Genomic DNA, 26,528 nt, shown 5'->3' on the forward strand with positions numbered 1-26,528 from the left:
GGGGGGGCGGTTAAGGGGTCAACTATGGTTATAAGTTGAGCAATAAAAGAGGTGCAAAACGGTTACACGGTACGCTTCGCTTTTTGCTTGTAACGGTCGAAAATCACCGCTGCCAGCAGGATCAGACCACGCACCACGTACTGCGAGAACGGCGAAATATTCAGCAGGTTCATGGCGTTCTCTACCGTCCCTAAAATCAGGATACCGGCCACCACATATGAGATTTTTCCGATGCCGCCCTTGAGGGAAACGCCCCCTAACACGCAGGCCGAAATAACGATCAGCTCATAACCGATAGAGGTCATTGGCTGGCCGCTGGTCATACGCGACGCCAGAATAATCCCCGCCGCGGCAGAAACCAGTCCTGAAAGCACAAAGATAATAATCTTGGTGCGCACCACCGGCACCCCGGCCAGACGGGCGGCCTCTTCATTACCGCCAATCGCCAGCGTATTACGGCCAAAGGTGGTCCGGTTAAGCAGGAAGCCGAACAGGATCAGGCAGGCCACCGTCAGCCAGATAGGCGCAGGCAGACCCAGCCAGTTGGCGTACCCCAGCGTGAAGAAACGTTCGTCTTCAATCCCCACCGCTTTACCGTCAGAGATGATATAGGCCAGCCCGCGGACAATTTGCATTGTCGCAAGCGTCGTGATCAGGGCGTTAATCTTCAGGCGCGCGATGACAAAACCGTTCACCAGACCGCTGATGACGCCGAGTAACAGACCGGCAAGGACGCCAATCCACAGGCTCTCCGTCATGTTGATCACCACGGCCGTCGTGACGCCTGCGCAGGCAATCACCGACGCCACCGACAGGTCAAAATCGCCGGAGGCCAGGCAGAACAACATCCCGCAGGCCACCATCCCGGACATGGAGATGGCGAGACCCAGCCCCTTCATATTAATGAAGGTGGCAAAATTGGGAACAAAGATCGCGCAGGCGACGAACAGTGCGGCAAAGACCACCAGCATGCCGTACTGATCCCAGATACGCCCAACGCTCAACGCCGACTTCGACTTCGGCACTCCGGATGTAGTAACAGAGGACATCATTAACTCCTTACTCAGGCGACGGCCTGGCTAACTTTAGGCATGGCGAGGTTCAACGCCTGTTGTTCATTCGCCTGTTCATGAAGTAATTCGCCGGCAATTTCGCCTTCACGCATCACCACAATGCGGTCGGCCACGCCAAGCACCTCCGGCAGATCGCTGGAGGCGAAAAGCACCGCCACGCCGCGTTTTGCCAGCTCATAGATCACGTTATAAATCTCGTGTTTTGCCCCCACGTCGATACCGCGCGTCGGCTCATCCAGTAAGATGACCTTCATATCCTCTGACAGCCAACGGCCCAGAATAGCCTTTTGCTGGTTTCCGCCTGACAGATTCATGATCAGCTGTTCCGGACCCGGCGTTTTGATATTCAGTGAACGAATATGGTGGTCGGCGTTACTCGACTCCCAGCTATCGTTTATCAGGCAACCGGCGCGAATAAACTTACGCCGGGCGGAAATATTGATGTTGTCGCGCACCGAGTGCACCGGAATAATGCCCTCCGCTTTCCGGTCTTCCGGACAGAGCATCATCCCCGCCCTGATCGCGTGGGCCGGTTTCTGAATATCTATCCGCTCGCCGTCAATGGAGACCTGCCCATCGGTAATACGGGTACCGCCGAACAGACCTTTCATCAACTCGCTACGCCCCGCGCCCACCAGACCAAACAGGCCGACGATTTCACCGCTGCGTACGGATAACGAAATCGGCGTTCTGACGCCCGGCGCTTTTACGCTATCCAGGCGCAGGCGTTCCGGGCCGTACTGGCGTGGCTGCCAGTGATAGATATCACCCAGATCGCGTCCGACCATCGCCTGGACCAGCTGGTCATGGTTCACCTGCGCCATGTCGGTAAAGGTGCGCACATAGCGTCCATCTTTAAACACGGTGATGGCATCGCTCAGGGCAAATATTTCTTCCATGCGGTGCGACACGTACAGAATCGTCCGGCCTTCCTGACGCAATTCGCGGATCACGCGGAACAGATTTTCGATTTCCCGCTTTGAGAGCGAACTGGTGGGTTCATCGAAGGCAATAATTCTGGCGTTACGCGCCAGCGCCTTGGCAATTTCAACCATCTGCCACTGGCCGATGGAGAGATATTTCAGCGGCGTCTGGGGATCGACGTCCAGACCCAGGTGTTTAAGCTGCAGCCCCGCTTCATAATTAAGTAGCGAACGATTCACCACGCCGCCTTTGTGCGGGAGCTGTCCTAGATAGATGTTTTCCGCCACGGTCATCTCAGGGATGAGGTGCAGCTCCTGATAGATAATGGCTACCCCGGCATTGAGCGCCGCCGTGGTATCGGCAAAAGCGACCTCTTCGCCGCGGATCGCCAGCGTGCCGGTCGTGGGCGAGTAGTTGCCGCTGAGGATTTTCAACAGCGTCGATTTTCCCGCACCGTTTTCCCCCATCAGGGCATGAACCTGGCCGGCATAGCAGTCGAAGCTGATATCGGTCAGCGCGTTAACACCGGGGAAGGTTTTCCCGATGCCGCGAAAAGAGAGATACGGATCAGACTGTCGCATAACGTCTCCGTGATTCCTGTAGTGTGTACGTCAGGCCCCTCATGAAGGATGAGGGGCACAATCACCGCGTATTACTTCCCGCCCAGTCCTTTTTTCGCCAGCTCCTCTTTGAAGTTGTCGCGGGTGATCAGCACCACGTCGGTCACTTCGGTAAATTTCGGCGGTTCAGCCCCTTTGGTGACCCAGTTGTAGAGCATCTCGCTGGATTTGTAGCCGTGAACGTCCGGGCTTGGCAGCAGTGAACCGTAGAAGCCGGTTGCCTGCGCTTTGGACAGCTCGCTGACGGCGTCAACGCCGTTGATGCCAATCCCGATCACGTCAGGCGCTTTGAAGCCCTGACCTTCCGTCGCGCGCACCCCGCCCAGCACGGTGTTGTCGTTCATGCCGACCACCAGCCAGTGTTTGACTTCTGGATGCTGCACCAGCATGGAGTTCGCGGCGTCGAATGCGCCCGGGATATCGTTGGATTTGGTTGGGACTTTATAGATCTGTTTTTCCGGGAAGCCGGCTGCTTTCAGCGCGTCCATTGACCCGGTCGTACGACGACGTGCCGTGTCCAGCTCATCCGCAGTAATGGCCATCACCGCGGTCTCTTTGACATCCCAGCCGCGTTTTTGCATCTCTTTATAGAGTTCCTGGCCCTGACGCTCACCGATTTTGGTCGCCGCCATCATCACCAGCGGGACGCTGTCCATCGGTTTGCCTTTGGCGTTAACGAACTGATCGTCAACGGCAATGACCTTCATGTCATAGCCCCGGGCCTTGGCCGCGATGGCCGAGCCCAGCTTGGGATCCGGCGTGCAGATCACAAAACCTTTCGCGCCGCTGGCCGCCAGGCTGTCGATGGCGTTCAGGGTTTTCTCACCGTCAGGCACGGCGATTTTAATCACCTCAAAACCTAAGTCTTTCCCGGCCTTATCGGCGAATTTCCACTCCGTCTGGAACCAGGGCTCTTCAGGCTGTTTTACCAAAAAACCGAGTTTTAAATTCTCAGCAATAGCGGATTGTGACATAACGGCAGCCAGACCGATGGCCGCCAGCGCTTTAGTAAATTTGTGCATGGTAAACTCCAGCTTTAGCTTTCTTTTCTGTAGGGAATATTTGCGTACTTCTTTATTTAATCGGACTTAAAACAAGGCATTAGCGCTTACCTCGTCATAAGCGTTATTGCTGGTGATAGTTTTAGCGGGAAATTAATCATCCATAAGAGAGCCCCATCACACCGCAGAATTACAGTAATTGCGTACATAAATTCAGCGAAAAATGACATAAAAAAGGCAGTATTTGTCAGACAAATGAAACGAGGGTAAGCAGGATTATCCATAAGATTAGCTAAGATATCCCTGATCCCTTTTAACAGGCGTGAGGACCCCAGACGTCAGAACGCTGCAGCATGTTTTTCATCAAAAACGCAGCACGTCCGGAGCGTTATTTATTTCGTAGAATTTGATTTAGCGCAATTTTATTAATGCATCATATATTCGAAATAATTAATCCGTAATTAATTCTTTTACGGAGCATTATTCCGGCTTAATATCCCCAAAAGAGTAACAGTATATCTCTTCGATAAAAATCATTAATTATCAATGGATTAATGAGAGGGAAATTGATGGCGAGCTAATTGTATTTCTGTACTATATTAAAGTTTGTAATGTATGGTAAACACAGCCTATTTAAGAGTTTTCTTAGACCACAGACAAGGGTATGCTTATTTATATCGAACACAGGAAGTGAATTTCGGTCGACTTCGTTTACTGCAGAAAACGTATTTCTGCTCTTTTTCTTCGTATTTGCCTGACGCTCAGGTTAAGCAACGGACATCACGTCCCACCGTCAATAAGGATATGAGTATGGCTACCCAAACGATGATGCAAAAACTTAACGCGCAGATGAACCTTGAGTTCTATGCCTCCAATCTGCACCTGCACTTAAGTGCGTGGTGCGCTGAGAACAGTCTCACGGGGTCTGCCACCTTCTTTCGCTCTCAGGCGCAAAGTAACGTCACCCATATGATGCGGGTCTTTAACTTCCTGAAGGCCTCAGGGGCAAATCCCGTCGTTAAAGCCCTTGATGGGATCAACGAGAGCTATTCTTGCCTGGAAGAACTGTTTCAGAAGACGCTTGAAGAGTATGAACAACGCTGTAGCACCCTCAACAAACTGGCTGATGAAGCCAAAGCGCAGCAGGATATTACGACGCTCAGATTCTTACGCGATATGGACAAAGAGCAGCAGCAGGATGGCCTGCTGCTGAAGACGCTGGCGGATGAGATCCATAATGCGCAGCAGGCAGGTTTATGTCCTGAGCAGACCGACCGTCACCTGCTCGACATTGTGGCGGTGCAGCACCACTGAGTTTTTGGCCTGCTTCCGTCCCGGGGAGCAGGTCCCCTTCCCCTCTCCAACCTTCTGCTTTTGCTGAAATTTAACAAATCAGATCTGGCTCCCAATGATTAACCACACAACGTGTGATGATTTATTTAATTACATAATCATTGACGAGGGAGCATCATGATCACCATTGAGTTTGTTGTCATTCTCCTCTGCCTGCTGACGGGTACGCGTTTCGGCGGGATGGGGCTTGGGTTAATCAGCGGTATTGGTCTTTTTATTTTATGTTTCGTCTTTGGTCTGCAGCCGGGTAAACCCCCGGTTGACGTCATGCTGACCATTCTCGCGGTGATTGGTTGTGCCGCTACCCTGCAAACGGCGGGGGGCCTCAACGTCATGATGCAGTTTGCGGAACGCCTGCTGCGCAAACATCCGCAGCACATCACCCTGCTCGCTCCGTTTACCACCTGGATGCTGACCTTTCTGTGCGGCACCGGCCATGTGGTCTACACCATGTTCCCCATCATTGCGGATATTGCGTTGAAAAAAGGGATCCGCCCGGAGCGCCCCATGGCCGTGGCATCGGTGGCATCGCAGATGGCGATTACGGCCTCCCCCGTTTCGGTTGCCGTCGTGTCGCTGGTCTCCATCCTGGCGGCCCAGCATGGGATCGGTCACGGGTGGGGGATCCTGGAAATACTTGCCGTATCGGTTCCCGCGTCACTTTTCGGGATGGCCATTGCGGCCCTGTGGAGTTTACGCCGTGGGAAAGATTTGGCCGACGACACGGAGTTCCAGGAAAAGCTGAACGATCCTAAACAACGTGAATTTATCTATGGCGGAACGGAGACGTTAATGAATCAGCGTTTCCCAAAACAGGCCTACTGGTCCACGTGGATTTTCTTTGCCGGTATTGCCGTGGTCGTTCTGCTGGGGGCCTTCCCTGAGCTGCGCCCGGCCTTTGAACTGAAAGGCAAAATGACGGCCCTGTCGATGAACCTTGTCATCCAGATGATGATGTTAATTGCGGGTGCCGTGATGCTGATGGTCTGTAAGGTCAATGCCTCCGCGATTTCTAACGGCGCGGTCTTCAAGGCCGGGATGGTCGCGATCTTCTCGGTCTTTGGCGTGGCGTGGATGAGCGATACTTTTTTCCAGGCGCATCTCGACGAGTTAAAGCTGGCGCTGGAGGGCGTGGTGAAAAGCCACCCGTGGACGTATGCCATTGTTCTGTTTCTGGTGTCAAAACTGGTGAACAGCCAGGCGGCGGCGCTGACGGCGGTTGCGCCGATGGGGCTGATGCTGGGCATCGATCCGAAAATGCTGATCGCCTTTTTCCCGGCATCATACGGTTATTTTGTCCTGCCGACCTATCCCAGCGATTTGGCCTGCATCGGCTTTGATCGGTCAGGCACGACCCGCATCGGGAAATTTATCATCAACCACAGCTTCATTTTGCCAGGGCTGATTGGGGTGAGCTGCGCCTGTGCGGCGAGCTACCTGCTGGTTCAGACGTTCTTCTGACAACATCAAAGGGCGACACATGCCGTCGCCCATTTCCCTGCTTTAGTGAGATTCACCCTGCGGCGTGAATCGCAGCTCGATCAGCGCGATGGCTTTCTGGATCGCGCGCAGTGTAACCGGGTCAGCGGCAGCAGGATGGCTGGCGAAATCGATGTTTTTCAGCTGCGTAGACATCTTCTCGCGCACTTCAACCGGCGCAATCACGTCCAGGACATCGAGGATTTGTTTGATAACCAGCTGGCAGGCGACAACGTCAGAGACCAGTTCCTGATCGGCGCTCAGGTTTTGTGACATGGGGGTTTTCTCCTTATTTAAAGGCCGCCATAGTACCAAAACACGCCCCCTGACATCTTCCCTTCATCGCCTGCAGGTACAAAAAAACCCGCCGAAGCAGGTTTTTTTATCAGAACATGGCGCCCGGCGGCACGTCTTTGAAGGTGCGGCAGTAATTGGCCCACATACTTTTCAGGATTTTGCGCAGTTTCACGATGATGCTCCATTAACTTGTTATACAACTTTATCGTCAACGTGCTTATAATATGACCACCATCACAAAAATCAATACTTTTGTGACAAACATCACAATTTAATCTGCCAGTGGCCTGATAGCGATCACCTCTGACCCGTTGCGAAGAGTGAGGGCAGATTGTCCGGCTATTCCAGCCATTGCAGCGGGCATCTGCGGGTACGATAACGTATTTCCATCCACTCAGAGCGAACCATGAAAAGAGTCATTGTAGCCGGCACACTCCTGCTGCTCGCGGGGTGCAGTGTTAACCGCCAGGCTGAAGTCAGCAGCCTCGACGCGCCGAACGGCATCGTCCGCCTCGATTACGGCCAGGCAGCGCTGCAAAATGCGTATTCCGATGAGTATGTGAACAACGGCACGGCGGTAAAAGCCTGTCAAAACATGGGGTATGCCACAGCCTCGGCCTATGGCCAGCCCATCAAAACCTGCACCCTCATTAGCGGTTCGTTGTGTCTGAACGAGAGCGTGACTATCCAGTATAAATGCCTGGGTTACGCCGTTAACCCTAAGTCAAATAATCCGTGGTATTAATCCAGACTGCCAGCCTGTGCTGGCAGTTTATTTCATTACGAACAAAAACAATTCTCATTAATAAATGATAAATCGCCAATGCGTTTTATTCCCATTCGTATTTTTAATAAATAAAATAAAGTTTTTACGTTTTGCAAATAATTAAATAACAAATTATAGTGTCGCTCATTGTGAACCAGAAATAATAACCCGGAGCGTCACCATGCTGAAAACTGAAATGATCGACAAGCTCAACGCGCAAATGAACCTTGAGCTGTTTTCGTCCCTGCTCTACCAGCAGATGAGCGCCTGGTGCAGCTACCACAGTTTCGAAGGCGCGGCCGCGTTTCTGCGTCGTCACGCGCAGGAAGAGATGACCCATATGCAGCGTCTGTTTGATTATCTGACGGATACCGGCAGCCTGCCGCGCATTGAAACCGTGGCTTCCCCTTTTGCTGAATATAATTCTCTCGATGAACTGTTCCGCGCCACCTACGAGCACGAGCAGCTGATCACGCAGAAAATTAACGAACTGGTTCATGCCGCGATGACCAGCCAGGATTATCCAACCTTTAATTTCCTGCAGTGGTATGTAGCCGAACAGCATGAAGAAGAGAAGCTGTTTAAATCCGTGCTGGATAAATTATCGCTGGTGGGTAAATCCGGTGAAGGTCTTTACTTTATTGATAAAGAACTTTCCACGCTTGATACGCAGAATTAATTTCAGCGCGGTGCCGGTTTCCGGTACCGCGTTAATTTACATACACCCGGCACAGCTGGTGCAGCGCCAGTCGTGGGGATTCACGGCCTGGTAAAAATAGCGGTAGCTGGACGTCTCCAGCGGAATGCCCCTCTCGTAGAACATATCCGTCAACCAGTCGACATTCTCGATAATCCACTCATCTTCCTGTAAGCCTTGTGCAAAGGTCTCATCTTCAGGATCAATAACCGAATAGATCCCCCAGGTGCCCATATCCTTTTCGCAACGGGACTCGGGAAGATTCAGGGGCTGGTTCTGCCAGCTGATTATCCAGTGGCCATGGCACAACAGGTTGCCTCCCCGGCTCCATGCCGCGGTAAAAGGATTCTCCCCCGCCATAACACCCTCACTTTATTTGATAATTTATATTTATTGTTTACGTTACGCCGGAATGTCGTGCATCAGTATTGCCCTTATGAGGTAGGCATAGGCCAAAAAAGGATCGGAGGGTCATCAATACGTAAACCATTTTTTACACCACTTGTAACGGTGATTTGACGAGTTACGGCTTTTCCCTTACTCTGCGCCGCAGATTTTGTCGCGGTTAAGAAGCGTTGTAGAGGAAAGCGTGAAAAACAGAACTCTGGGAAGTATTTTTATCGTCGCCGGAACGACAATTGGCGCAGGAATGCTGGCAATGCCTCTGGCAGCCGCGGGCGTGGGATTTGGCATGACCCTGCTGCTGCTGGGCACGCTCTGGGCGCTGATGTGTTACACCGCCCTGCTGCTGCTTGAGGTTTACCAGCACGTACCCGCCGATACCGGTCTGGGTTCGCTTGCGGCGCGCTATCTGGGACGCTATGGCCAATGGATAACCGGCTTTAGCATGATGTTCCTGATGTACGCCCTGACCGCCGCCTATATCAGCGGCGCCGGGGAATTGATCGCCTCCAGCGTCAACGACTGGTTTGGCTCTGACATTACCCCTGCGACGGGCGCCATCTTCTTTGCGCTCATCGGCGGCGGCGTGGTCTGCGTCGGGACGTCGCTGGTCGATCTGTTTAACCGTTTTCTGTTCAGCGCCAAAATTCTTTTCCTGATTGTCATGCTGGTCCTGCTGGCGCCGCACGTGCATAAGGTCAACCTGCTGACGTTGCCGCTGGAAAAAGGTCTGGCGCTTTCCGCGATCCCAGTCATTTTCACCTCGTTTGGCTTCCACGGCAGCGTGCCGAGTATCGTCAGCTATATGAACGGCGATATTCGCAAGCTGCGCCGCGTCTTTGTGATCGGCAGCGCGATCCCGCTGATCGCCTATATTTTCTGGCAGCTGGTGACCCTGGGCAGCATCGACTCTTCAACCTTTATTGGGTTGATGGCGCAACACGCTGGACTGAACGGTTTTCTGCTGGCACTGCGCGAGGTTGTCACCTCGCCGCACGTGGAGCTGGCGGTACACCTGTTTGCCGACCTGGCGCTGGCAACCTCGTTCCTGGGCGTGGCGCTTGGCCTGTTTGATTATCTGGCCGACCTGTTCCAGCGTCGCAATACTGCCGCAGGACGGTTACAGACGGGGGCGATCACCTTCCTGCCGCCGCTGGCGTTCGCGCTGTTTTATCCGCGTGGGTTTGTGATGGCGCTGGGCTACGCGGGAGTGGCGCTCTCGATCCTTGCTCTGCTCCTCCCCTCCCTGCTGGCCTGGAAGAGCCGCCAGCAGCATCCGCAGCAGGGTTACCGCGTGGCGGGGGGAAAACCGCTGCTGTGCGTTGTGTTTGGCTGCGGGGTAGTGATTATTCTGGTGCAGGTGTTGATTGCAGCCGGGATGCTGCCGGAAGTGGGTTGAAATGACTATCTCAATGGCAAGCCCATTTTCTTTGTAATCGCAGGGGATAATTCCGTTCACTAATACTCTTCTGCTACCTGTTTTGTCCGCTGCGGTGAACGTGTTAAGGGGGCTATCGCCGCCCCCTTAACAATCCCGGCTCCCGGCAAAAAAATCGCCGCTTCGCGGTGCCCTCATCTTATTCCTTACGGCTTTTCGGGGACGGGCGGATGCAACGTCCCTGTAAAGCCGCCCTCGCCGCGCATCCATGCGCGTCGCCCCGGCCTCCAGGAAACGATTCGGCGATTTTAGCCGGACTCCCGCTCCCTCCACCTTCTTCATCGTCTGCATGGGGCACGGGTGTTGCATCCCCGCTAAAATCGGCGAACCGGAGACCGGGGGACAAGGGCTGGACGCCATGGATGGCGGCCAGAGGCGAAGCGAGACAGGATGTCGAGTTGAGCCGACCGCAGGCAGACGGTCGTGAGGTGAGCGCAGTGCGAAGCACCGATTTTCCGCGGGGCCGCGGGGATCGATAAGGGGGCCGCGGTGGCCCCCTTATCTCGTTCACAGGTAAAGATCGTATTATTTTCTACTGAATGGAGGTGAACGAAACAAATCCACCTAAGTTAATAAAAAATTGATCAGTGCAAACAGCAGCTCTTAAACTTCTTCCCGCTGCCACAAGGACACGGATCGTTACGCCCGACCTTCGTGCCGTTCACAATCGGCTTCTTCGCTTCCGGCTGCTGCGGGTTGTTCGCCCAGTAGTTATACAGGCGCAGCGCCGCAGGCTGGATGCTCTCGATGCTGGCGATGTACTCCTCTTCGGACAGTTCATCCAGCTTGTCGCTGTTCTCTTCTGTACCGTGCAGTGCAATCGTATCAAGATCGGCCTTCAGGGCTTCCGGCAAGGCTGACCAGTCCGTCAGCGCCACGCCGCGCATATAGCCGTAGCACCACTCTTCCACCACGGTATAACTCTCACCGTCCACGTCGTTATAGCCAAACATCGGTTCGAACTGATCCGGGTATTCGCTCAGGCGCTCGGCAATATCGTTCATGTGCTTAAAGCAGAGATCGATAAAACGGTTCATCTCACGATCGTTTTTCCAGCGCGGGATATATTTCTCGCCGCCCCACACCGCCACCAGCCAGGCATCTGGCTCAACGACAACAGGACCGGAAAGCACTGCGGTAAGCATGCCGTCCAGTTCGGACACGTCAATCACGGACGCGTCATCATGACCGTAAGACATTAACGTCTCTTCAAGCCACGCCATCTCGCTTTCATTCAATGGGCCTTCAGTCATCGCTGACACTCCTGCAAAAAGGAAACGATCCTAACACATATCTCACGCCTCTCCGGGCTGAAGTTTAGGTCTTTATTGCTGCAAAAACGTGCAAACCGTGACCTTTGCACAACTTATGGGCTTTATTGTTAACGATATGTGATCTCCGCTGTAATTTCTTCTCCTCCCGCAAGGCGGCATAACGCGGCGCTCTATACTCAAACATGTCACAAGCCCGTCAATGGGTTAACCATTCTGGCAACGTTTTTGCTTAATGTTCTTCGCGCGATGCTGCGCAGGGATACCTCGCCGTATATGCAGGATGCCGTCTGTATCTTGTTCGTTTAGTGCATTTTGTTCTTGCTCGTGTTTCGGATTGGCTGCGCCGTCGGGCGTTCGGGTTTACGCCGTGGTGCAAAAACCTCTTTGCTAAGGAACATAATAATGTCGCTGAAATTTATCAGAACTCCTCTTTCTCTTGTGCTGGCCGGTTGTCTGGTGACGGCGTTTTCCGCCCGGGCAGATATTGTGATTGGCGTGGCCGGGCCGTTCACGGGACCGAACGCCACCTATGGCGATCAATACTGGCACGGCGCAACGCAGGCTGCTGAAGACATTAATGCCGCCGGCGGCATTAATGGTGAGAAGATCAAACTGGTTCAGGGAGATGACGCCTGCGAGCCTAAACAGGCCGTCGCCGTTGCCAACCGTTTAGTTGACCAGGATAAAGTCAACGCCGTGGTCGGCCATTTCTGCTCCTCTTCAACTATGCCCGCCTCCGAGGTGTATAGCGATGCGGGGATCATCGCCATTACCCCCGGTTCAACCAACCCGCTGATTACCGAACGCGGCATGAGCGATATGTTCCGCATGTGCGGCCGCGACGACCAGCAGGGTCAGGTTGCCAGCGACTTCATCATCGACAAATTGAAAGCTAAACGCGTGGTGATCATTCACGACAAAGACACCTATGGTCAGGGTCTGGCTGACGCCACCAAAGCGGCGCTGGCGAAACGCGGGGTTCAGGATGTGATGTACGAGGGGTTATCCCGCGGTGAAAAAGACTTTAACGCGCTGGTCACCAAAATCGGCGCGCAAAAACCGGACGTCGTGTTCTTCGGTGGCTGTCACCCGGAAGCCGGTCCGCTGGTTCGCCAGATGCGTGAGCAGGGCGTACAGGCAAAATTCTTCTCCGGGGACTGCATCGTCAACGAGGAGATGGTGACCGCCGCGGGTGGCCCGCAATATACCAATGGCATTTACATGACCTTCGGTAAAGACCCGCGCCTGATCCCGGACGGCAAAGCGGTTATCGAGAAATTCCGCGCCGGTAAATTCGAGCCGGAAGGTTACACGCTTTACTCCTATGCCTCCGTACAGGCGATTGCCGCGGCCTTCAAGGCCACCGGCGGCAAGGATTCTGCCAAAGCCAGCGAGTGGCTGAAGGCCAATTCCGTCGACACGGTGATGGGCAAAAAAGCCTGGGACAGCAAAGGCGATCTGAAGGTCTCTGACTACGTGGTTTACCAGTGGGACGACAAAGGAAAGTATAAGGAAGTGCAGTAACGGGACGGAGTCACGCTCAACGCCGACGGGCTCTCCCGTCGGCGCGTAATAAACATCAGGCTGCGCGGCTCGCGCAGCCTATAAAACGAGCGCGCTAAGATGAGTACATTCTTCCTGCAACAGTTAATCAATGGTTTAACGCTGGGTTCCGTCTACGGCCTGATCGCCATCGGTTACACCATGGTGTACGGCATTATCGGCATGATTAATTTCGCCCACGGCGAAGTGTATATGATTTCCGCCTATCTCTGCGCTATTGGCCTGGCGCTGCTCTCGTTCTTCGGCCTGCAGTCGTTCCCGCTGCTGATCCTCGGCACGCTGGTGTTCACCATTGTGGTTACCGGGGTGTACGGCTGGACAATCGAGCGTATCGCCTACAAACCGCTACGCAACTCCACGCGCCTGGCACCGCTGATCTCCGCCATCGGGATGTCGCTTATCCTGCAAAACTACGCGCAGCTGAGCCAGGGCCCGCGCCAGCAAGGGGTACCGACCATGCTGGACGGCGTCATTCGCCTGCATCTGGGCGAAGGGTTCGTGCAGATAACCTACACCAAAGTGTTTATCCTGGTTGCCTCGTTTGCCGGCATGCTGGTGCTCACCTGGATAATCAACCGTACCCGGCTGGGACGGATGTGCCGCGCGGTCCAGCAGGATCGCAAAATGGCCTCCATTCTGGGCATTAACACCGACCGAATTATTTCGCTGGTCTTTGTCATCGGCGCGGCGATGGCGGGCCTGGCGGGGGTGCTGATCACCATGAACTACGGCACCTTTGATTTCTACGTCGGGTTTGTGATCGGTATTAAAGCCTTCACGGCGGCGGTACTTGGCGGCATCGGCTCCCTTCCCGGCGCCATGCTCGGTGGCCTTATCCTGGGTGTGGCGGAGGCGCAGTTCTCGGGCATGGTCAACTCGGACTATAAAGATGTCTTCTCGTTCGGCCTGCTGGTCATGATCCTTATTTTCCGTCCCCAGGGACTGCTCGGGCGCCCAATAGTGGCCAAAGTGTGAGGGAGAGAATGATGACATCACACGGTTTCTCACTTAAACGCTGCATTCTGGACGCGATTTTTTCCGGGCTGATTGCGCTGATTATCTTCGGCCCCATCGCGGGCGTGGTGCTGGACGGGTATAGCTTTACCTTCGCCGGGCAGCGCCTGGCCTGGATGGTGGGCATCGTCATGTTCGGGCGTTTTCTGTTGAGCGCTTTTTTAGGTACCGCTGCCGGGGCCCGTTTCCAGGCGCGCTTCGAGGCCGACAGCGCGGGCGTTTATGTCCGACCTCCGGATTACAAAAGCCGCATGCGCTGGATCATTCCCCTGGTGATTGCTCTTGCAGTTTGCTTCCCGTTTGTCGCCACCAAGTATGTGCTGACCGTCGCCATCCTCGGGCTGATCTATGTGCTTCTCGGTCTGGGACTGAACATCGTCGTGGGCCTGGCCGGTCTGCTGGATCTGGGGTATGTCGCGTTCTATGCGATTGGTGCGTACGGCCTGGCGCTGGGATACCAGTATCTCGGCTTAGGGTTCTGGAGCATGCTGCCGCTCGCGGCAATCATGGCCGCCGCCGCAGGCGCCCTGCTCGGCTTCCCGGTGCTGCGCATGCACGGTGACTATCTGGCCATCGTCACCCTCGGATTCGGGGAGATCATTCGCCTGATACTGAACAACTGGCTGACCTTCACCGGCGGACCCAACGGCGTGTCTGCCCCTCCCCCGACCTTTTTCGGTCTGGAATTTGGACGACGCGCGAAAGAAGGCGGCGTGCCCTTCCACGAGTTTTTCCACCTGACCTACAACCCGAACATGAAGTTTATCTTTATCTATGCGGTGCTCTTTCTGGTGGTGATGCTGGTGCTCCACATCAAGCACCGCCTGACGCGCATGCCGATTGGCCGGGCGTGGGAAGCTCTGCGTGAAGACGAAATTGCCTGTCGCTCAATGGGGTTGAACCATGTTCTGGTGAAGCTTTCCGCCTTTACGCTGGGTGCGTCGACCGCGGGCATTGCCGGGGTGTTCTTCGCCACCTATCAGGGGTTCGTGAATCCAACCTCCTTTACCTTCTTTGAATCGGCACTGATCCTCGCCATTGTGGTGCTGGGCGGTATGGGCTCGACGCTGGGCGTGGTGCTGGCCGCCTTTGTGCTCACGGTCACGCCGGAACTGCTGCGCAGTTTTGCCGAGTACCGCGTCCTGCTGTTTGGCATGCTGATGGTGGTCATGATGATCTGGCGTCCACGCGGTTTGATCCGCATTAACCGCAGCGGGTTTGCCGTGCGTAAGGGCGTCGCGCCATGAACGAAACAATATTACGCGTTGAGCATCTGATGATGCATTTTGGCGGGATTAAGGCACTGAATGACGTCAACCTGGACGTGCAGCGCGGCTCCATTACCGCCCTGATTGGGCCAAACGGGGCGGGAAAAACCACCGTCTTTAACTGCCTGACGGGCTTCTACAGAGCCTCCGGCGGCAGCATTTTATTTAATACCCGCCATAAAACGACCAACGTTATTCAGGTACTCGGACAAAAATTCCAGCCCGGCGACTGGATTAACCCCGCGCAGCTCGGGCAGCGTCTGTTCTACAAAATGTTCGGCGGAACCCATCTGGTCAACCGAGCCGGGCTGGCGCGCACGTTTCAAAATATCCGTCTTTTTCGCGAGATGTCGGTCGTGGAAAATCTGCTGGTGGCGCAGCATATGCGGGTGAACCGCAATCTGCTCGCCGGGATCCTGAATACGCCGTCCTACCGGCGGGCGGAAAGCGACGCCCTGGACAGAGCCTTTTACTGGCTTGAAGTGGTGGATCTGGTGGAGTGCGCCAATCGACTGGCGGGAGAAATGTCCTACGGCCAGCAGCGGCGACTGGAAATCGCCCGGGCAATGTGTACCGGGCCGGAAATGATCTGTCTGGATGAACCCGCCGCAGGGCTGAACCCGGTTGAAACGCACAAGCTGAGCGGGATTATTCGCTTTCTGCGGGATCATCATGACATCACGGTATTGCTGATTGAGCATGATATGGGGATGGTGATGGAAATTTCGGACGACATTATCGTGCTCGACCACGGCGATGTAATTGCCAGGGGGAAACCCGAGCAGATCCAGCATGATGAAAAGGTCATTGCCGCCTACCTGGGCACGGATGAAAGCGAGGTCTCCCTATGAGCGAACCGCTGCTGGCTTTTCGCGAAGTGGATGTGTTTTACGGCGTCATTCAGGCGCTGAAGCAGGTCTCTCTGGAGGTGAATAAGGGGGAAACCGTGGCGCTGATTGGCGCAAACGGCGCGGGTAAATCGACATTGCTGATGTCCATCTTTGGTCAACCCCGTATCCGCAGCGGGCAGATCCTGTTCTGTGGTGAAGACATCAGCCATCAATCCACCCACTACGTCGCGTCCGGCGGCATTGCGCAGGCACCGGAAGGCAGACGTATCTTCCCGGATATGACCGTTGAAGAGAATCTGCTGATGGGGACCATTCCCATCGGCAATCAGTTTGCAGCTGAAGATATGCAAACCATGTTTGACCTTTTCCCTCGCCTTAAAGAGCGACGTAAACAGCGCGCGATGACCATGTCCGGCGGGGAGCAGCAGATGCTGGCGATCGCCCGGGCGCTGATGAGCCGTCCGAAGCTGCTGCTGCTGGATGAGCCCAGCCTGGGCTTAGCCCCGATTGTGGTGAAGCAGATCTTCCAGACGCTGCGAGAGCTGGCCCGCAGCGGTATGACCATTTTTCTGGTGGAGCAGAATGCGCACCATGCGTTGAAGCTGTCTGACCGCGGGTATGTGATGGTGAACGGACAGATCCGGCTGAGCGGCAGCGGTGAGGAATTGCTAGGCAATCAGGACGTGAGGAAGGCGTATTTGGGCGGGGTGTAACTACACAATGTTCATGCACCAACAAACCACATATAGTCCGAAGCTACCCTTTCGTGATATCCCAATAATGCTTCCCTTGAAAAGGGATAAAATAATTTACTCGTGTAAATCCTTTTTATATGCAATAAGCGTCCTTATGCGATAAAGTAATAAAGTGATATCTTCACATTCTCACACAGTAAAACTATTAGCTAACAGGTAATTACATGAAGAAATTTATTAAATGGATTTTCTATATCTTTATTGCTTTGATGGTTCTGGGATACATCGTCGGTAAAGACGACAAATCGCAAGCAGGCGCGACTTCGTCTTCTGCATCCGTTACGGATACGCAGAAGTCAGTACCGCAAAAAGAAGTGTATACGACCTCCGCGAAAGAGCTTTTTAAAGCTTATGAAGAGAATGAAGTCGCAACCGATGAAAACATGAAGGGTAAGCTCATCGCAGTCAAGGGTGTTGTACAGTCCATTGATAAAGATTTTACAGACTCCATTATCATCGGCTTACAAACAGACAACCAGTTCATGCCTGCACGAATGGAGATGGAAAACTCAGAAAAGTCCACCGCCGTAGCATTGAAAAAAGGTCAGCAGGTCACTGTGATTTGTAAAAAAATGATCCGAGTAATGGGTGCACCAGCTGGACGAGATTGTTTATTTGCAAAATAACGAATCGGGAGGGTTGCCCTCCCATTCCATTCTCCCGCTCATGATGTCTTCAACATCATAATCCTAATCGATTCCAGATATGCCTACATAAACCCCATCACCCCACGCACCAGTTGAGTTGCATTATCGGGGCAAGAAATCCATATGAAGACGTAAATATGTAGCCGGCCAGGATACTATTGAATAGCTGGAATGACGGAAGAGTGAAATTCAGAAAATAAAAAACCACCTTTCGGTGGTTTATACGACACTGCTTATTGCTTTGATTATTCTTTGTTTCCCATGGTAGCCGGAGTGGGACTTGAACCCACACAGCGCGAACGCCGAGGGATTTTAAATCACGCGTGTTATCTAATATAATCAGATACATACGTTTATTTTTCGCCATTAATTCATAATTTTAAGATCAAAATAATCAACAGCTTAGCGTTATAAAAAAGTCACAATGGCGAAAGTTTTCGTACCGAGAACCGGCATTTGGTGAAGAGAGAATGGTGGTTAAACCAATCCTTAAATTGCCGGACAATCATCGTTGCCTACCCGGTTAAGACTATGCGTCAGCACGCCAAAAACCTCTACGTCATCCAGCGCGTCGCCTTCTATAGCTTCACCATCTTCAGTTATCAATGCCGCCCCGTATAGCTTTGCAAACTCGTTCCTGTTATCCATTCTTACCAGTAGCGTATCCCCCTGCTCTGGCCTAATGGAAACGTTAATGACAGCCCAACCACATGACGTTTCTATTACCCTGCAGTTCCCGTCTATTCCGCATAGCAGATCTATGGTTAACCGCTGTTCCTGGTAATCCATTGCCGGTGAAGGAAAGCCCATCAGAAAATCCTCCCCATGTTACGCAAGATCCAGTAACGGTTATCGCTTCCGTCCGTCGTCTTGTCAGCAAAATCTGGCTGGTATCTCTCAATCCATGCGTTCGCGTCTGCCTGGCTGAAATGCCAATTCCTCTCACGCAAGTTATTGATGAATTTGTTTGTTTTTAGGCAAAGGTAGCCCTTTGGATTCTGTTCTATAGAGGCTAAAAAAGCTGCGTGAATATCATATTGACGAGGCATAGCAGCACCCTCACTTTCCATTGACTGTATACATATACAGTAGTATTTTTAAATCTTCAGATCAAGTCAGCAAGGATGGAGAGTGATGTTAGTTGAGCTGGTTTATGACAAACGTAATGTTGAGGGGCTCGAAGGGGCCAGAGAGATCATTCTGGCCGAGCTGACGAAGCGGGTGCACCAGATTTTCCCTGATGCCGAAGTGAAGGTGAAGCCGATGCAGGCAAACGGCCTGAATAGCGATGCCAGCAAAAGTGATCGGGAAAAACTGAACCGGATGCTAGAGGAAATGTTTGAAGAATCCGATATGTGGCTAGTTAGTGAATAAATCGAAGCAGCCTCTTTTTTGATGCTCTACAGAGGCTGCACCGTCTTTAACTACCAGTCTGGAATCTTTCAATTGTCGCTGTGAGATCCTCGATTTTCTCCATTAATGCAAGGATCGCTTCATGGTGTAGAGCTGCAGCAATCTCACCAGTTGATAGTGCTAACGAATTTTCTATCTCTTCGCCATCCACAGTCACCGAGCCCTCTCGGGAGCAACAAACGGCCTCTGGGATAATTTCCTGAATTTCCTGTGCCACAAAACCAATACCAAATGATCCTTTCATCTGATCATCTTTACGCACCCAGGTATAGCCACGCACTCTCTTCATTTTACCAAGCGGGTCATCAATCGGGGTAATTTTGTCTTTAATACGTCGATCTGAATTGTTTACCCATGATGCAGGCGCATAAGCATTTCCGCTGTTGTAGTCCATGTACCAGTCTTTATAAGCAGAGTCCTGGTAAAGACGTAAAAAACCGTATCTCTGACCAGAAGAAGCAATTTGACAAAACATCTGCAACTGAGCCGGTGTTGCACCACTGGTTGTTTGCGTTGTCGATGCTACCGTTGCTCCCAGCGCTGGCAGTGTATTCTGAACAATTTTAAAGAAGGTGTGGCCAGTAACCCCCCCTCCGGTCTTTCCATCAAGAGTATCAAGACGAGAATCATTACCGGCTGCAACCGTGCCCGCAGCGGTTCCGACGTTCCTCGTGGCACTGTCTCCCAAACCGAGGTTTGTGCGAGAGCCTGATGCGGTTGTCGAACCGGTACCACCCTGAGCTACAGACAGCGCTGTAGTAAGCCCGCTGAGCGAGGTGATGTCATTGTTTGCACCTTTTGCCGCCTTGCCTGCGAGAGAAGTGGTGATGCTATTCCAGGCTGGGCCCGTCCATGTTGTTCCATCCGGCAGCGTTACCGTTACATTGCCGCTTCCAGAAAAAATTCGTTGCCAGTTCTGTTTGTCGTAATTCAGTCCACGCAGCGCTTCAGCACTTTGCGCCACCAGCGCGGCAGTGACCATGTTCAGCGCCACACGTGGAACAGCTGACCAGGCTGCACCGGCCTGAGTAGGCCCGGTAAAGTTACTAACCAGAGTCACCTGGGTATTACCGTCAACCGTTTTTACTGGCAGCGTATAATCAACGCCGCCCACAGTGGAGACAATAAAATCACCTGCGGCGAGTTCGGTTGCGAATGAGGTTCCGGAACCGCCAACAATAGCGGACCCGTTTGTCAGGGTGATAGTTCCTGCAGACATATACGCTCCTTTCGGGCAATAAAAAACCCCGCCGGTGCGAGGTTTATTCAAAAATGCTTGAGTTACTGGCAGGTGGTACTACTGAATGTGTTTGCGCTAACCCATGACCAGTTAAACGGATAACCGGCGCGGTACTGGGTCTGGTTACTTTGCTTACGTACTCCGTAAATCTGGACGATGTTTTCCTGTCCGCCGATCAGGGCCGTCCCGGTACATATAGGTTGCTGCTTCTGAAGAACGCCAGCGCAACCGGAGAGCAATACAGCCACCGCCAGGCAAAGAATCATGTTTTTCATAGTGGTTATATCCCAGGGTATTCACTAAGCTAAACAATATCAAGATGATTCAAAGTGATATAATTGATTTTGTAGATCAATTTTATAAGATTGATCGCTGAAAACGATCAATCGTAGTTGGCGCAGTTGATGGCCATAATCACGTTTCTCAGATTTGAATACGCGACGTTCTGAAGGTTTCCGCTGGGGGTTGTTTGCGGTCTGGCGAATATTCGCGTATTGCCTCCCTCAAGTTTTGCCATGCTCTTGTAAATCGCCGAGTAGGGCTGCGGCTGGCCGCCAGCCGATATAACCCCAGTAATCAGACCCAGCATGGCAGGCATACAGGCCCATTTCCCCGCCAGCGTGGTATTGATGTTATAACCTGAACTTGCATCTACCCCGGCAGTACCGAGGGTTACCACATCACTGAGTGTGCGTGTTTCGTTTGTCAAAATAAGCGTCCCTGACGCATCCCAGACGGCAAGCCCGTAATCAGGCTTTGTCTGTGGGAAAATAGAGAAAAAATAAACGTACGCTGTGCCGGTTGCATTCGGCCTGAGAAAATCAACCGTGATGGTGTTCCCGCTTATCGTCTGGGTAATTTCCACCTCAACCGTGCAATGAACGAAGGCGACAACGGGTTGACCTGAGGGAAATGTGTGCGTCACTTTGGTGTTGAAACCCGATGTTCCCTGAAGTGCCGCTGTCTTTCGAGCCTGTAGAGCAATTGGCGAACTGTTCGCGGTCACCCATACTTCTCCTGCCGTCGTTGTCAGTAAAACGCCATACTGCGCCATTTATGCCCTCTCGATCTGGAAAATGAGATACGCCGCTGCCGCAGGCTCAGTCCCTGCGGAGTAGTCGGTATCGCCTACTGCCGATACCGTTGCGGTGCCACCTGAAATAGTGATCTTCCTCCGGCTCGTTCCCCACTGATCACCGTTCATGATCTGAAAGTAAGTAAGCTTACACCCCGGTGGAAGCACTACGGAGTAAGAGCCTGTTTTTTCATTCTGGGCCAACTGTAGGTAGCCGCTTACACTGACAGGCTTAATTCCATAATTATTTACAACGCCTGATGCGTCCCAGGTTTCTACACCGTACTGAGCCATAGCTGTTCATCCAATAAAAAGGGCCCCACATGAGGCCCATTAGTTACCATATCCCTGTAATTCTCCCGATCTGCACCCTCAACACATTGTTGGCGTCACGAACACTGATTGTCTGGTTTGTCTGTTTCATGGCTCCCTCTCCGGCTGTCGAACCGTAGTTCTCGAATGTTCCTGATTTATCCAGCCTCCATCCGACAGACCCAGCAACGTAGTTATTGGACTGGATGAAGTCGCCGATTTTGGCATTGGTGATCGTGCCATCCTGAATAAATCCGGAGCTGATAAATACCTGGCCATTAACCACAGCGAACGGCGAATACTGGGTATCGCCACTGCCACTCATCAGCACGAACTGGTTAGCGTTGAAACCTACTCGGGTAACAATCGGCTGCCCTGCCTGCGCCAGAACGGCAATCGACATCCCGGCGTTATACATGATGCCGTTTATCCTCACGCCTGTTTTGAGGGTGTAGATAGCCGAAGCGCCAGAGGCATCAACGACGGCGGTAAGTTTGTCCTCCAGTGCAGCAGTAACGTCCTCTATCTGCGCCTGCACCTGCGTTGACAGTTCGGCCATTGCATTATCAACTTCAGCAATCGTCGTTTTAACCACCAGAATATCGGCACGCACTTCTCCGTATTGTGCCCACTGGTGCTCAACAGTTCCGTGGTTCGCCAGGGCGTTCTGCAGTATTCCCTCAATGTTGGTATCGATGTCACCAGTTAGGCGTTCTCCGTCTGCAGAGGTTAGGAAATCATCTGCGATATCGCCCAAATAATCATCGGCGTTATCGTTAGACATCCCCCTGATCCAGTCGGTATACCCGGATTCGTTACCCGTTCTGTCGACCAGCTGCGCGCGGTACCAGAATTCCTGCCCTGCTTTAAGGCCGAGTTGGGTGTATTCCGCCGATGGATAAGGCACGTCTGAGAGCAAGAGTGGATCTGAAAAGTCACTGTTGGCAGTGTACTGAATTTCCGTTTTTAGCGTATCGCCGGTGTTTGCCGGGAAACCCCAGTTAAGACGAATCCCCCAGTTAATGCCCGTGGCTGTGAATCCTACTGGCTTAGGCGGATTACCTACTTTGCCGGTCAGTGTCTTCTCTTCTGAATATCCCCACCCGGAAGAAATTTCAGCGGCATTAATTGCCCGCACGCGCACCAGGTAGCGCCCGGCATAAATCCCCGGGACGTCAAATGACGTGGTGGAGCTGCGAGGCATGTTCACCCAGTTTCCATCGTTACGGCGCCACTGCCCCTCATAGGCGATAGCATTCTGCGCCTGGTCCCAGCTGACGCGCATGGTCTCGACGCTGATATTCTGCTGAACAACAGAAAACGAGCTGATCACGATGTTAGCTGGCGGGGACTGATTACCGGGAGGTATTACACTTATTGGCCGCTGGTCGATAATTGCGCCAGTATCGATACGGGCATATTTATCCGGATCGTGCCATGCGGCCGTGATCGAGAAGGTGCCATTATCATTATCGCTTACGCTGACAACGCGGTACTGCTGCGCGTAAAGCTCGTCAGATTCAACCACCCAAACAGCTTCGGTCTGTGGCGTCTCACTGTATGCCGTGGTGACTGTGACTGATTCACCGTTCACGGCCTGAATGGTCCTGCTCTGCGACGCTCCGGAAGGGAGGTTGAGAATAAGGCGATCGCCTGCTGCCGCATCCGCCACTCGGTCAAGTTTGATAACGCGACCGCTAACGGCGCTGATGCGGCCGCCCATAACCTTTCCGGAAAGCAGCTCGTCTGCCACGGCGATGATGTAGCCAGGCTGCGGAATGTTGCCGTCCAGCCCGACATCAAACGAAACAACGCGATCCTTGTTATTGGTGAGAATACCCCAGCGCCCCTTACGGTTTGCTTCAGACTGTCTGGTACAGCCGATGGCTGTCATTTCCAGTTGATTGAAACCGTACCGCGCCACCAGCGCCTGCTCAAATACCGGCTCCATCGCGTCGGCGTAAGCATTACCGGGATCAGACCATGATACCAGCGCTGTGGTGTAGCGGCTTTTCGTGGTGCTGCTCGAATAGGTGAAGCGACCGCCAACAACGTTAGCGCGCGTGTAGCTGTAATCAACATCGCGCGGCATGTCAGCCAGGGCAACAATCTGATCCCCGCCCCAGTAGGTCATACCACGGAAGATAGCAGCAAAATCACGCAGGACTGTGTAGGCGTCATTCCGGTCCTGAATGTACACGTTACAGGTATAACGTGGTTCGGTACCGTTGCCTCCCTTGCCGTCTGGTACCATCTGATCGCAATACTGGGCAACCTGATACAGCGTCCATTTATCGATATTCGCAGCAGTCAACCGGTGACCGAGGCCGAACCGGTCAGAAACAACCAGATCGTAAAAAATCCACGCCGGATTATCCGTCCATGCCCACTTAAACGCACCGGTCCATGTCCCGCTGTACGTTCTTGTTTCGGGGTCATAGTTATCTGGCACACGAATAACACGCCCGCGAGGCTCGCAGGAGATCTGCGGGATAGAGCCGTTAAACTGGCTGGAATCGAATTCGATATAGAGTAGCGCTGTGTTGGGATAGCGTAACTTGGCGTCAATCACCTCAGTGAAGCTCTGCAGCGTCATCGTATCGCCGATCTTCGCGCTGTTGGCGTCAGAGGTAATCTTACGCAGGCGGATTGTCCAGGTGCTGCCAGCCTGCGGTAAATCGATACGGTGGCTGCGCTCATAACCAGACGTCGTTTTGCCGGTCACGCTGGTATTGATTACCGTCTGCCATGTGCCGCCGTCCGTCTGAAGGTCAATCGCATAATTGACCGAGTAACCCACCAGATCGCCGTCGTCCTCCTGTTTGAAAAGCGAGGGCCATTTCAGACGCAGACGAACTGCTGAAAGCTGCGTATTGGTAAACGTGCGCGTCCAGGCTGTAGCGCTTGATACCTCAGTTCCCACGCTGATTTCGTTTTCGGTACCGGGAATGCCCTGAATATATTTTTGTGCCTGCGTTCCTGCGCGAAACTCCCATGTTACGCCGCTGAAGTTTTGGGAGCCGTCAGCGTTCTCAAGCGCCGTTCCGTCCAGGTAGATATCTTTTCCGGTTAGCTGCCCTGCAAACTCCCCTTCACCAAGCGCAACGAGAATTTTTGCCTTCGCTACAGATTGCAGATCATCAGGCTGTTCGGTTGGGGTTCGGGAACTTGAGCTGCCGCCCTTGCGGCCCTTTAACACTTTTTCTGTAGCCATATTGCGCCCATAAAAAAAGCCACCCGAAGGTGGCCAGAAAAAAGTTAGTTATCTACTGCTGATCTTCGACATAAATTCCGGCAGAAATAATCGCTCCGCCTATCCGCCGACGGCCATAAAGGAGCGGTACCGGGTAGCCTTGCGCTGCGGTGTTTGTTACACCACCGAATGCGTAGGATGCACGGTTATCTGCGCTTTGTTTGCTGGCTAATCCGGTTGGTTGGGGTGATAGCATTTGGACGACGCCACCAAGGATCAGAGCGCCACCAGCCTGATAGAAAAATGGTGAAGCTCCAGCAAATGGCGTGAAATTTAATACCACCCCAACGGCCACCAATACAGCACCTAAAATAGTTTGTAATACACCGGCTTTTTTACTTCCAATCGGCACTGGAACGATCCTTATAACCTCACCCCTGACAGGAAATCCTAATTCATCAACACCAATATTTTTCGTCCCGCGAAAAACCGCATAAGAAAGCCCTCTTTGCTTACTTGTATTCATGAATTTTTCGAAACCATTAATCGTAGCAGATAAGGCTTTGCAAGCTTCTTTGGTTGTGCTTATTGAGCGATGATGTGTTTTACCAAAAGTCTTTCCAAGAACGCCACCAAGTTCAATGCGAGTCATTACATCTGACATGAATCACCCCAATAAAAAAGCCACCCGAAGGTGGCCTTTTCCTGTTAAATTTCAACTCTAATTTATCGACATCGGAAGTATATCTACATTCCCACTTTGATCGATAAATATCCTTAAAACTCGAGGAGTATTTTCTTTTATTGAAAACTCCCGTTCTTTTTTAGGTGCACCATTACATAGGCCTTTCCCGGCAAACCCAGCCCCAATCAATACATCGCCAGGGTTTAAGTAAGCAGTGACTTTTTCCCCTGTATCAAGTTCAGCCAAATATTTACCATTGATATAGGTTGTTATAGCGCATCCACCAGCAACGAAACCTTTATCGCGAATGATAGTTACGGCAGTTGTGTTTGTTGACTGCTGAAATTCTTTCGGTGCTGACACTTCTTTTGCATACTGCGGGAGAACTGGCTCAGTCGAACAACCAGCCAAAATTAACAACGAAAATGCCAATAATGTTTTTTTCATATCCCTATCCCCTTTGGTTTTGCAAAAGGTTAGCACAGAGATTTGTAACGTAAAATCTTCATCGTCCTTTCTTGCCAGTAGCCACCATACGGCACGCGCTTACTTAGGTGTCCGTACAGGTGGTGCAGCAGCATATTTCCCTCCAGTAGAATCCCCGCATGATTCCACTTATCAGCCTGGACCTGCATGATCACCATATCGCCGGGTTTCGGAGGCCCGTCGAATTCACGGAATCCGCACTCATACCAGCAATCCTGATAGAAGTTGTCCGGATAGTCGTTTTCCCACCAGGGATAATCCACCCGGTAATCGTGGAGCTCGATACCGTGCGTTTGCCGGAAATAGCTCATGACCAGCCCCCAGCAATCGAAGTGTCCAAGCACAAACGGACGCTCCAGCAGCGGCAGTTCTCCGCGCGGCTGGATGGTGCGTAAATCCCCCTCAGGCCAGCTCACGATGTGCCAGGGTAAAAGCGTTGCATCGCATTGCGCTTTATCCAGTTCGCTCGGTTGGGTTGTGGCGTCAGGGTGACTGTGAACGATGGCGATCACCGTACCCCAGTCCTCAGCAACTGCGTAATCTTCCGGGCAGAGGACAAAATTGTCCTCCGGCGCCTCGGCAAGATTTCGGCAGGGGAAGTACCGCTCAACGCGGCTTTTCTGCGCCACCACGCCGCAACACTCGCGAGGATACTCAGCTGCAGCATGAGCCATAATCGCATCTATGGTTTTCTGACGCATA

General features: G+C 52.8%; 29 protein-coding genes. 12 read left to right on the forward strand and 17 right to left on the reverse strand.

Going from position 1 to position 26,528, the window contains the following annotated elements; all coding sequences use genetic code 11:
* Positions 1 to 62: 62 nt before the first annotated feature.
* The 3 genes from araH to araF form a co-directional block, all read right to left on the reverse strand.
* A complete protein-coding gene (gene araH, locus ACMWJS_RS07315) occupies positions 63 to 1,052 on the reverse strand; it encodes an L-arabinose ABC transporter permease AraH (protein ID WP_175430159.1) in 990 nt (329 codons plus the stop codon).
* An 11-nt stretch (positions 1,053 to 1,063) separates the two neighbouring features.
* Entirely contained in the window at positions 1,064 to 2,578 is a 1,515-nt protein-coding gene (gene araG, locus ACMWJS_RS07320; protein WP_045908182.1) for an L-arabinose ABC transporter ATP-binding protein AraG, read from the reverse strand.
* Between the two features lie 71 nt (positions 2,579 to 2,649).
* Positions 2,650 to 3,639, reverse strand: coding sequence for an arabinose ABC transporter substrate-binding protein AraF (gene araF / locus ACMWJS_RS07325; protein ID WP_008500409.1), 990 nt, complete (start codon positions 3,637 to 3,639; stop codon positions 2,650 to 2,652).
* A 789-nt stretch (positions 3,640 to 4,428) separates the two neighbouring features.
* Between araF and ACMWJS_RS07330 the strand changes: the two genes are divergently transcribed.
* Positions 4,429 to 4,932, forward strand: a complete 504-nt coding sequence (locus tag ACMWJS_RS07330; RefSeq protein WP_045908180.1) for a non-heme ferritin-like protein — start codon at positions 4,429 to 4,431, stop codon at positions 4,930 to 4,932.
* A gap of 156 nt (positions 4,933 to 5,088) precedes the next feature.
* Entirely contained in the window at positions 5,089 to 6,432 is a 1,344-nt protein-coding gene (locus ACMWJS_RS07335; protein WP_235404480.1) for an anaerobic C4-dicarboxylate transporter, read from the forward strand.
* Positions 6,433 to 6,474: 42 nt separating this feature from the next.
* Here the strand turns inward: ACMWJS_RS07335 and ACMWJS_RS07340 are convergent, their stop codons facing one another.
* Both ACMWJS_RS07340 and azuC read right to left on the reverse strand, forming a co-directional pair.
* A complete protein-coding gene (locus tag ACMWJS_RS07340) occupies positions 6,475 to 6,726 on the reverse strand; it encodes a DUF2766 family protein (RefSeq protein WP_008500405.1) in 252 nt (83 codons plus the stop codon).
* Positions 6,727 to 6,835: 109 nt separating this feature from the next.
* The gene (gene azuC, locus ACMWJS_RS07345; protein ID WP_014884364.1) at positions 6,836 to 6,919 is read right to left on the reverse strand and encodes a stress response protein AzuC; all 84 of its coding nucleotides are present in this window, start codon (positions 6,917 to 6,919) and stop codon (positions 6,836 to 6,838) included.
* 234 nt (positions 6,920 to 7,153) lie between these two features.
* Between azuC and yecR the strand changes: the two genes are divergently transcribed.
* Together yecR and ftnA are read left to right on the forward strand one after the other, a co-directional pair.
* On the forward strand, positions 7,154 to 7,492 hold the full coding sequence (gene yecR, locus ACMWJS_RS07350) for a YecR family lipoprotein (RefSeq protein WP_348957422.1): 339 nt from the start codon (positions 7,154 to 7,156) through the stop codon (positions 7,490 to 7,492).
* Between the two features lie 202 nt (positions 7,493 to 7,694).
* On the forward strand, positions 7,695 to 8,192 hold the full coding sequence (gene ftnA / locus ACMWJS_RS07355; RefSeq protein ID WP_014884366.1) for a non-heme ferritin: 498 nt from the start codon (positions 7,695 to 7,697) through the stop codon (positions 8,190 to 8,192).
* A 36-nt stretch (positions 8,193 to 8,228) separates the two neighbouring features.
* Here the strand turns inward: ftnA and ACMWJS_RS07360 are convergent, their stop codons facing one another.
* Positions 8,229 to 8,570 carry a hypothetical protein gene (locus ACMWJS_RS07360; RefSeq protein ID WP_111966390.1) on the reverse strand — a complete coding sequence of 114 codons (342 nt, stop codon included), beginning with the start codon at positions 8,568 to 8,570 and terminating at the stop codon, positions 8,229 to 8,231.
* 229 nt (positions 8,571 to 8,799) lie between these two features.
* Between ACMWJS_RS07360 and tyrP the strand changes: the two genes are divergently transcribed.
* Positions 8,800 to 10,011: a tyrosine transporter TyrP gene (gene tyrP / locus ACMWJS_RS07365; RefSeq protein ID WP_024909783.1), complete on the forward strand. Its 1,212-nt coding sequence runs from the start codon at positions 8,800 to 8,802 to the stop codon at positions 10,009 to 10,011.
* Between the two features lie 623 nt (positions 10,012 to 10,634).
* Here tyrP and ACMWJS_RS07370 read toward each other — a convergent pair.
* Complete coding sequence (locus ACMWJS_RS07370) at positions 10,635 to 11,303, reverse strand: YecA family protein (protein ID WP_111966388.1); 669 nt, start codon at positions 11,301 to 11,303, stop codon at positions 10,635 to 10,637.
* Between the two features lie 423 nt (positions 11,304 to 11,726).
* Between ACMWJS_RS07370 and ACMWJS_RS07375 the strand changes: the two genes are divergently transcribed.
* The 6 genes from ACMWJS_RS07375 (at position 11,727) to ACMWJS_RS07400 (ending at position 17,401) form a co-directional block, all read left to right on the forward strand.
* On the forward strand, positions 11,727 to 12,848 hold the full coding sequence (locus tag ACMWJS_RS07375) for a branched-chain amino acid ABC transporter substrate-binding protein (RefSeq protein ID WP_023312277.1): 1,122 nt from the start codon (positions 11,727 to 11,729) through the stop codon (positions 12,846 to 12,848).
* A 99-nt stretch (positions 12,849 to 12,947) separates the two neighbouring features.
* The gene (locus tag ACMWJS_RS07380; protein WP_032646250.1) at positions 12,948 to 13,862 is read left to right on the forward strand and encodes an ABC transporter permease subunit; all 915 of its coding nucleotides are present in this window, start codon (positions 12,948 to 12,950) and stop codon (positions 13,860 to 13,862) included.
* 11 nt (positions 13,863 to 13,873) lie between these two features.
* Positions 13,874 to 15,148, forward strand: coding sequence for a high-affinity branched-chain amino acid ABC transporter permease LivM (livM, locus tag ACMWJS_RS07385; protein ID WP_414746923.1), 1,275 nt, complete (start codon positions 13,874 to 13,876; stop codon positions 15,146 to 15,148).
* Positions 15,145 to 16,020, forward strand: coding sequence for an ATP-binding cassette domain-containing protein (locus ACMWJS_RS07390; RefSeq protein WP_048223771.1), 876 nt, complete (start codon positions 15,145 to 15,147; stop codon positions 16,018 to 16,020). The genes livM and ACMWJS_RS07390 overlap by 4 nt, the downstream gene beginning before the upstream one ends.
* Positions 16,017 to 16,733, forward strand: coding sequence for an ABC transporter ATP-binding protein (locus tag ACMWJS_RS07395; protein ID WP_048223773.1), 717 nt, complete (start codon positions 16,017 to 16,019; stop codon positions 16,731 to 16,733). Before ACMWJS_RS07390 ends, ACMWJS_RS07395 begins: the two co-directional genes overlap by 4 nt.
* A 206-nt stretch (positions 16,734 to 16,939) precedes the next feature.
* Positions 16,940 to 17,401: an OB-fold putative lipoprotein gene (locus tag ACMWJS_RS07400; protein WP_229226083.1), complete on the forward strand. Its 462-nt coding sequence runs from the start codon at positions 16,940 to 16,942 to the stop codon at positions 17,399 to 17,401.
* A 510-nt stretch (positions 17,402 to 17,911) separates the two neighbouring features.
* Here the strand turns inward: ACMWJS_RS07400 and ACMWJS_RS07405 are convergent.
* The gene (locus tag ACMWJS_RS07405; RefSeq protein ID WP_414746856.1) at positions 17,912 to 18,232 is read right to left on the reverse strand and encodes a hypothetical protein; all 321 of its coding nucleotides are present in this window, start codon (positions 18,230 to 18,232) and stop codon (positions 17,912 to 17,914) included.
* Positions 18,232 to 18,471, reverse strand: a complete 240-nt coding sequence (locus ACMWJS_RS07410) for a hypothetical protein (RefSeq protein WP_252073512.1) — start codon at positions 18,469 to 18,471, stop codon at positions 18,232 to 18,234. Before ACMWJS_RS07410 ends, ACMWJS_RS07405 begins: the two co-directional genes overlap by 1 nt.
* An 85-nt stretch (positions 18,472 to 18,556) precedes the next feature.
* Between ACMWJS_RS07410 and ACMWJS_RS07415 the strand changes: the two genes are divergently transcribed.
* Positions 18,557 to 18,796: a DinI family protein gene (locus ACMWJS_RS07415; RefSeq protein WP_414746857.1), complete on the forward strand. Its 240-nt coding sequence runs from the start codon at positions 18,557 to 18,559 to the stop codon at positions 18,794 to 18,796.
* A 46-nt stretch (positions 18,797 to 18,842) separates the two neighbouring features.
* Here ACMWJS_RS07415 and ACMWJS_RS07420 read toward each other — a convergent pair whose 3' ends face one another.
* The 8 genes from ACMWJS_RS07420 to ACMWJS_RS07455 form a co-directional block, all read right to left on the reverse strand.
* Positions 18,843 to 20,054 (reverse strand): tail fiber domain-containing protein, encoded by a 1,212-nt coding sequence (locus ACMWJS_RS07420; RefSeq protein ID WP_414746858.1) that lies wholly within the window; start codon positions 20,052 to 20,054, stop codon positions 18,843 to 18,845.
* A 62-nt stretch (positions 20,055 to 20,116) separates the two neighbouring features.
* Positions 20,117 to 20,350 (reverse strand): phage exclusion lipoprotein Cor, encoded by a 234-nt coding sequence (cor, locus tag ACMWJS_RS07425; RefSeq protein WP_119312063.1) that lies wholly within the window; start codon positions 20,348 to 20,350, stop codon positions 20,117 to 20,119.
* 107 nt (positions 20,351 to 20,457) lie between these two features.
* On the reverse strand, positions 20,458 to 21,129 hold the full coding sequence (locus tag ACMWJS_RS07430) for a hypothetical protein (protein ID WP_045909684.1): 672 nt from the start codon (positions 21,127 to 21,129) through the stop codon (positions 20,458 to 20,460).
* A complete protein-coding gene (locus ACMWJS_RS07435) occupies positions 21,130 to 21,444 on the reverse strand; it encodes a hypothetical protein (RefSeq protein WP_115465893.1) in 315 nt (104 codons plus the stop codon). It abuts the gene before it with no gap.
* A gap of 43 nt (positions 21,445 to 21,487) precedes the next feature.
* Positions 21,488 to 24,676 carry a host specificity protein J gene (locus tag ACMWJS_RS07440; protein ID WP_414746859.1) on the reverse strand — a complete coding sequence of 1,063 codons (3,189 nt, stop codon included), beginning with the start codon at positions 24,674 to 24,676 and terminating at the stop codon, positions 21,488 to 21,490.
* A 52-nt stretch (positions 24,677 to 24,728) separates the two neighbouring features.
* Positions 24,729 to 25,319, reverse strand: coding sequence for a tail assembly protein (locus ACMWJS_RS07445; protein WP_407859789.1), 591 nt, complete (start codon positions 25,317 to 25,319; stop codon positions 24,729 to 24,731).
* A 57-nt stretch (positions 25,320 to 25,376) separates the two neighbouring features.
* Positions 25,377 to 25,787, reverse strand: coding sequence for a hypothetical protein (locus ACMWJS_RS07450; RefSeq protein ID WP_205733764.1), 411 nt, complete (start codon positions 25,785 to 25,787; stop codon positions 25,377 to 25,379).
* Positions 25,788 to 25,816: 29 nt separating this feature from the next.
* Entirely contained in the window at positions 25,817 to 26,527 is a 711-nt protein-coding gene (locus tag ACMWJS_RS07455) for a C40 family peptidase (RefSeq protein WP_414746860.1), read from the reverse strand.
* Position 26,528 lies beyond the last annotated feature (1 nt).

Origin of the sequence: Enterobacter sp. HK-058-C-ECC, assembly GCF_047531125.1 — a bacterium.
GTDB lineage: Bacteria > Pseudomonadota > Gammaproteobacteria > Enterobacterales > Enterobacteriaceae > Enterobacter > Enterobacter quasiroggenkampii.

Excerpts from the sequence above, each read along its gene's own strand:
- araH (WP_175430159.1), bottom strand. The coding sequence starts at position 1,052 with ATGATGTCCTCTGTTACTACATCCGGAGTGCCGAAGTCGAAGTCGGCG.
- araG (WP_045908182.1), bottom strand. The coding sequence starts at position 2,578 with ATGCGACAGTCTGATCCGTATCTCTCTTTTCGCGGCATCGGGAAAACC.
- araF (WP_008500409.1), bottom strand. The coding sequence starts at position 3,639 with ATGCACAAATTTACTAAAGCGCTGGCGGCCATCGGTCTGGCTGCCGTT.
- ACMWJS_RS07330 (WP_045908180.1), top strand. The coding sequence starts at position 4,429 with ATGGCTACCCAAACGATGATGCAAAAACTTAACGCGCAGATGAACCTT.
- ACMWJS_RS07335 (WP_235404480.1), top strand. The coding sequence starts at position 5,089 with ATGATCACCATTGAGTTTGTTGTCATTCTCCTCTGCCTGCTGACGGGT.
- ACMWJS_RS07340 (WP_008500405.1), bottom strand. The coding sequence starts at position 6,726 with ATGTCACAAAACCTGAGCGCCGATCAGGAACTGGTCTCTGACGTTGTC.
- yecR (WP_348957422.1), top strand. The coding sequence starts at position 7,154 with ATGAAAAGAGTCATTGTAGCCGGCACACTCCTGCTGCTCGCGGGGTGC.
- ftnA (WP_014884366.1), top strand. The coding sequence starts at position 7,695 with ATGCTGAAAACTGAAATGATCGACAAGCTCAACGCGCAAATGAACCTT.
- ACMWJS_RS07360 (WP_111966390.1), bottom strand. The coding sequence starts at position 8,570 with ATGGCGGGGGAGAATCCTTTTACCGCGGCATGGAGCCGGGGAGGCAAC.
- ACMWJS_RS07370 (WP_111966388.1), bottom strand. The coding sequence starts at position 11,303 with ATGACTGAAGGCCCATTGAATGAAAGCGAGATGGCGTGGCTTGAAGAG.
- ACMWJS_RS07375 (WP_023312277.1), top strand. The coding sequence starts at position 11,727 with ATGTCGCTGAAATTTATCAGAACTCCTCTTTCTCTTGTGCTGGCCGGT.
- ACMWJS_RS07380 (WP_032646250.1), top strand. The coding sequence starts at position 12,948 with ATGAGTACATTCTTCCTGCAACAGTTAATCAATGGTTTAACGCTGGGT.
- livM (WP_414746923.1), top strand. The coding sequence starts at position 13,874 with ATGACATCACACGGTTTCTCACTTAAACGCTGCATTCTGGACGCGATT.
- ACMWJS_RS07390 (WP_048223771.1), top strand. The coding sequence starts at position 15,145 with ATGAACGAAACAATATTACGCGTTGAGCATCTGATGATGCATTTTGGC.
- ACMWJS_RS07395 (WP_048223773.1), top strand. The coding sequence starts at position 16,017 with ATGAGCGAACCGCTGCTGGCTTTTCGCGAAGTGGATGTGTTTTACGGC.
- ACMWJS_RS07400 (WP_229226083.1), top strand. The coding sequence starts at position 16,940 with ATGAAGAAATTTATTAAATGGATTTTCTATATCTTTATTGCTTTGATG.
- ACMWJS_RS07405 (WP_414746856.1), bottom strand. The coding sequence starts at position 18,232 with ATGGGCTTTCCTTCACCGGCAATGGATTACCAGGAACAGCGGTTAACC.
- ACMWJS_RS07410 (WP_252073512.1), bottom strand. The coding sequence starts at position 18,471 with ATGCCTCGTCAATATGATATTCACGCAGCTTTTTTAGCCTCTATAGAA.
- ACMWJS_RS07415 (WP_414746857.1), top strand. The coding sequence starts at position 18,557 with ATGTTAGTTGAGCTGGTTTATGACAAACGTAATGTTGAGGGGCTCGAA.
- ACMWJS_RS07420 (WP_414746858.1), bottom strand. The coding sequence starts at position 20,054 with ATGTCTGCAGGAACTATCACCCTGACAAACGGGTCCGCTATTGTTGGC.
- cor (WP_119312063.1), bottom strand. The coding sequence starts at position 20,350 with ATGAAAAACATGATTCTTTGCCTGGCGGTGGCTGTATTGCTCTCCGGT.
- ACMWJS_RS07430 (WP_045909684.1), bottom strand. The coding sequence starts at position 21,129 with ATGGCGCAGTATGGCGTTTTACTGACAACGACGGCAGGAGAAGTATGG.
- ACMWJS_RS07435 (WP_115465893.1), bottom strand. The coding sequence starts at position 21,444 with ATGGCTCAGTACGGTGTAGAAACCTGGGACGCATCAGGCGTTGTAAAT.
- ACMWJS_RS07440 (WP_414746859.1), bottom strand. The coding sequence starts at position 24,676 with ATGGCTACAGAAAAAGTGTTAAAGGGCCGCAAGGGCGGCAGCTCAAGT.
- ACMWJS_RS07445 (WP_407859789.1), bottom strand. The coding sequence starts at position 25,319 with ATGTCAGATGTAATGACTCGCATTGAACTTGGTGGCGTTCTTGGAAAG.
- ACMWJS_RS07450 (WP_205733764.1), bottom strand. The coding sequence starts at position 25,787 with ATGAAAAAAACATTATTGGCATTTTCGTTGTTAATTTTGGCTGGTTGT.
- ACMWJS_RS07455 (WP_414746860.1), bottom strand. The coding sequence starts at position 26,527 with ATGCGTCAGAAAACCATAGATGCGATTATGGCTCATGCTGCAGCTGAG.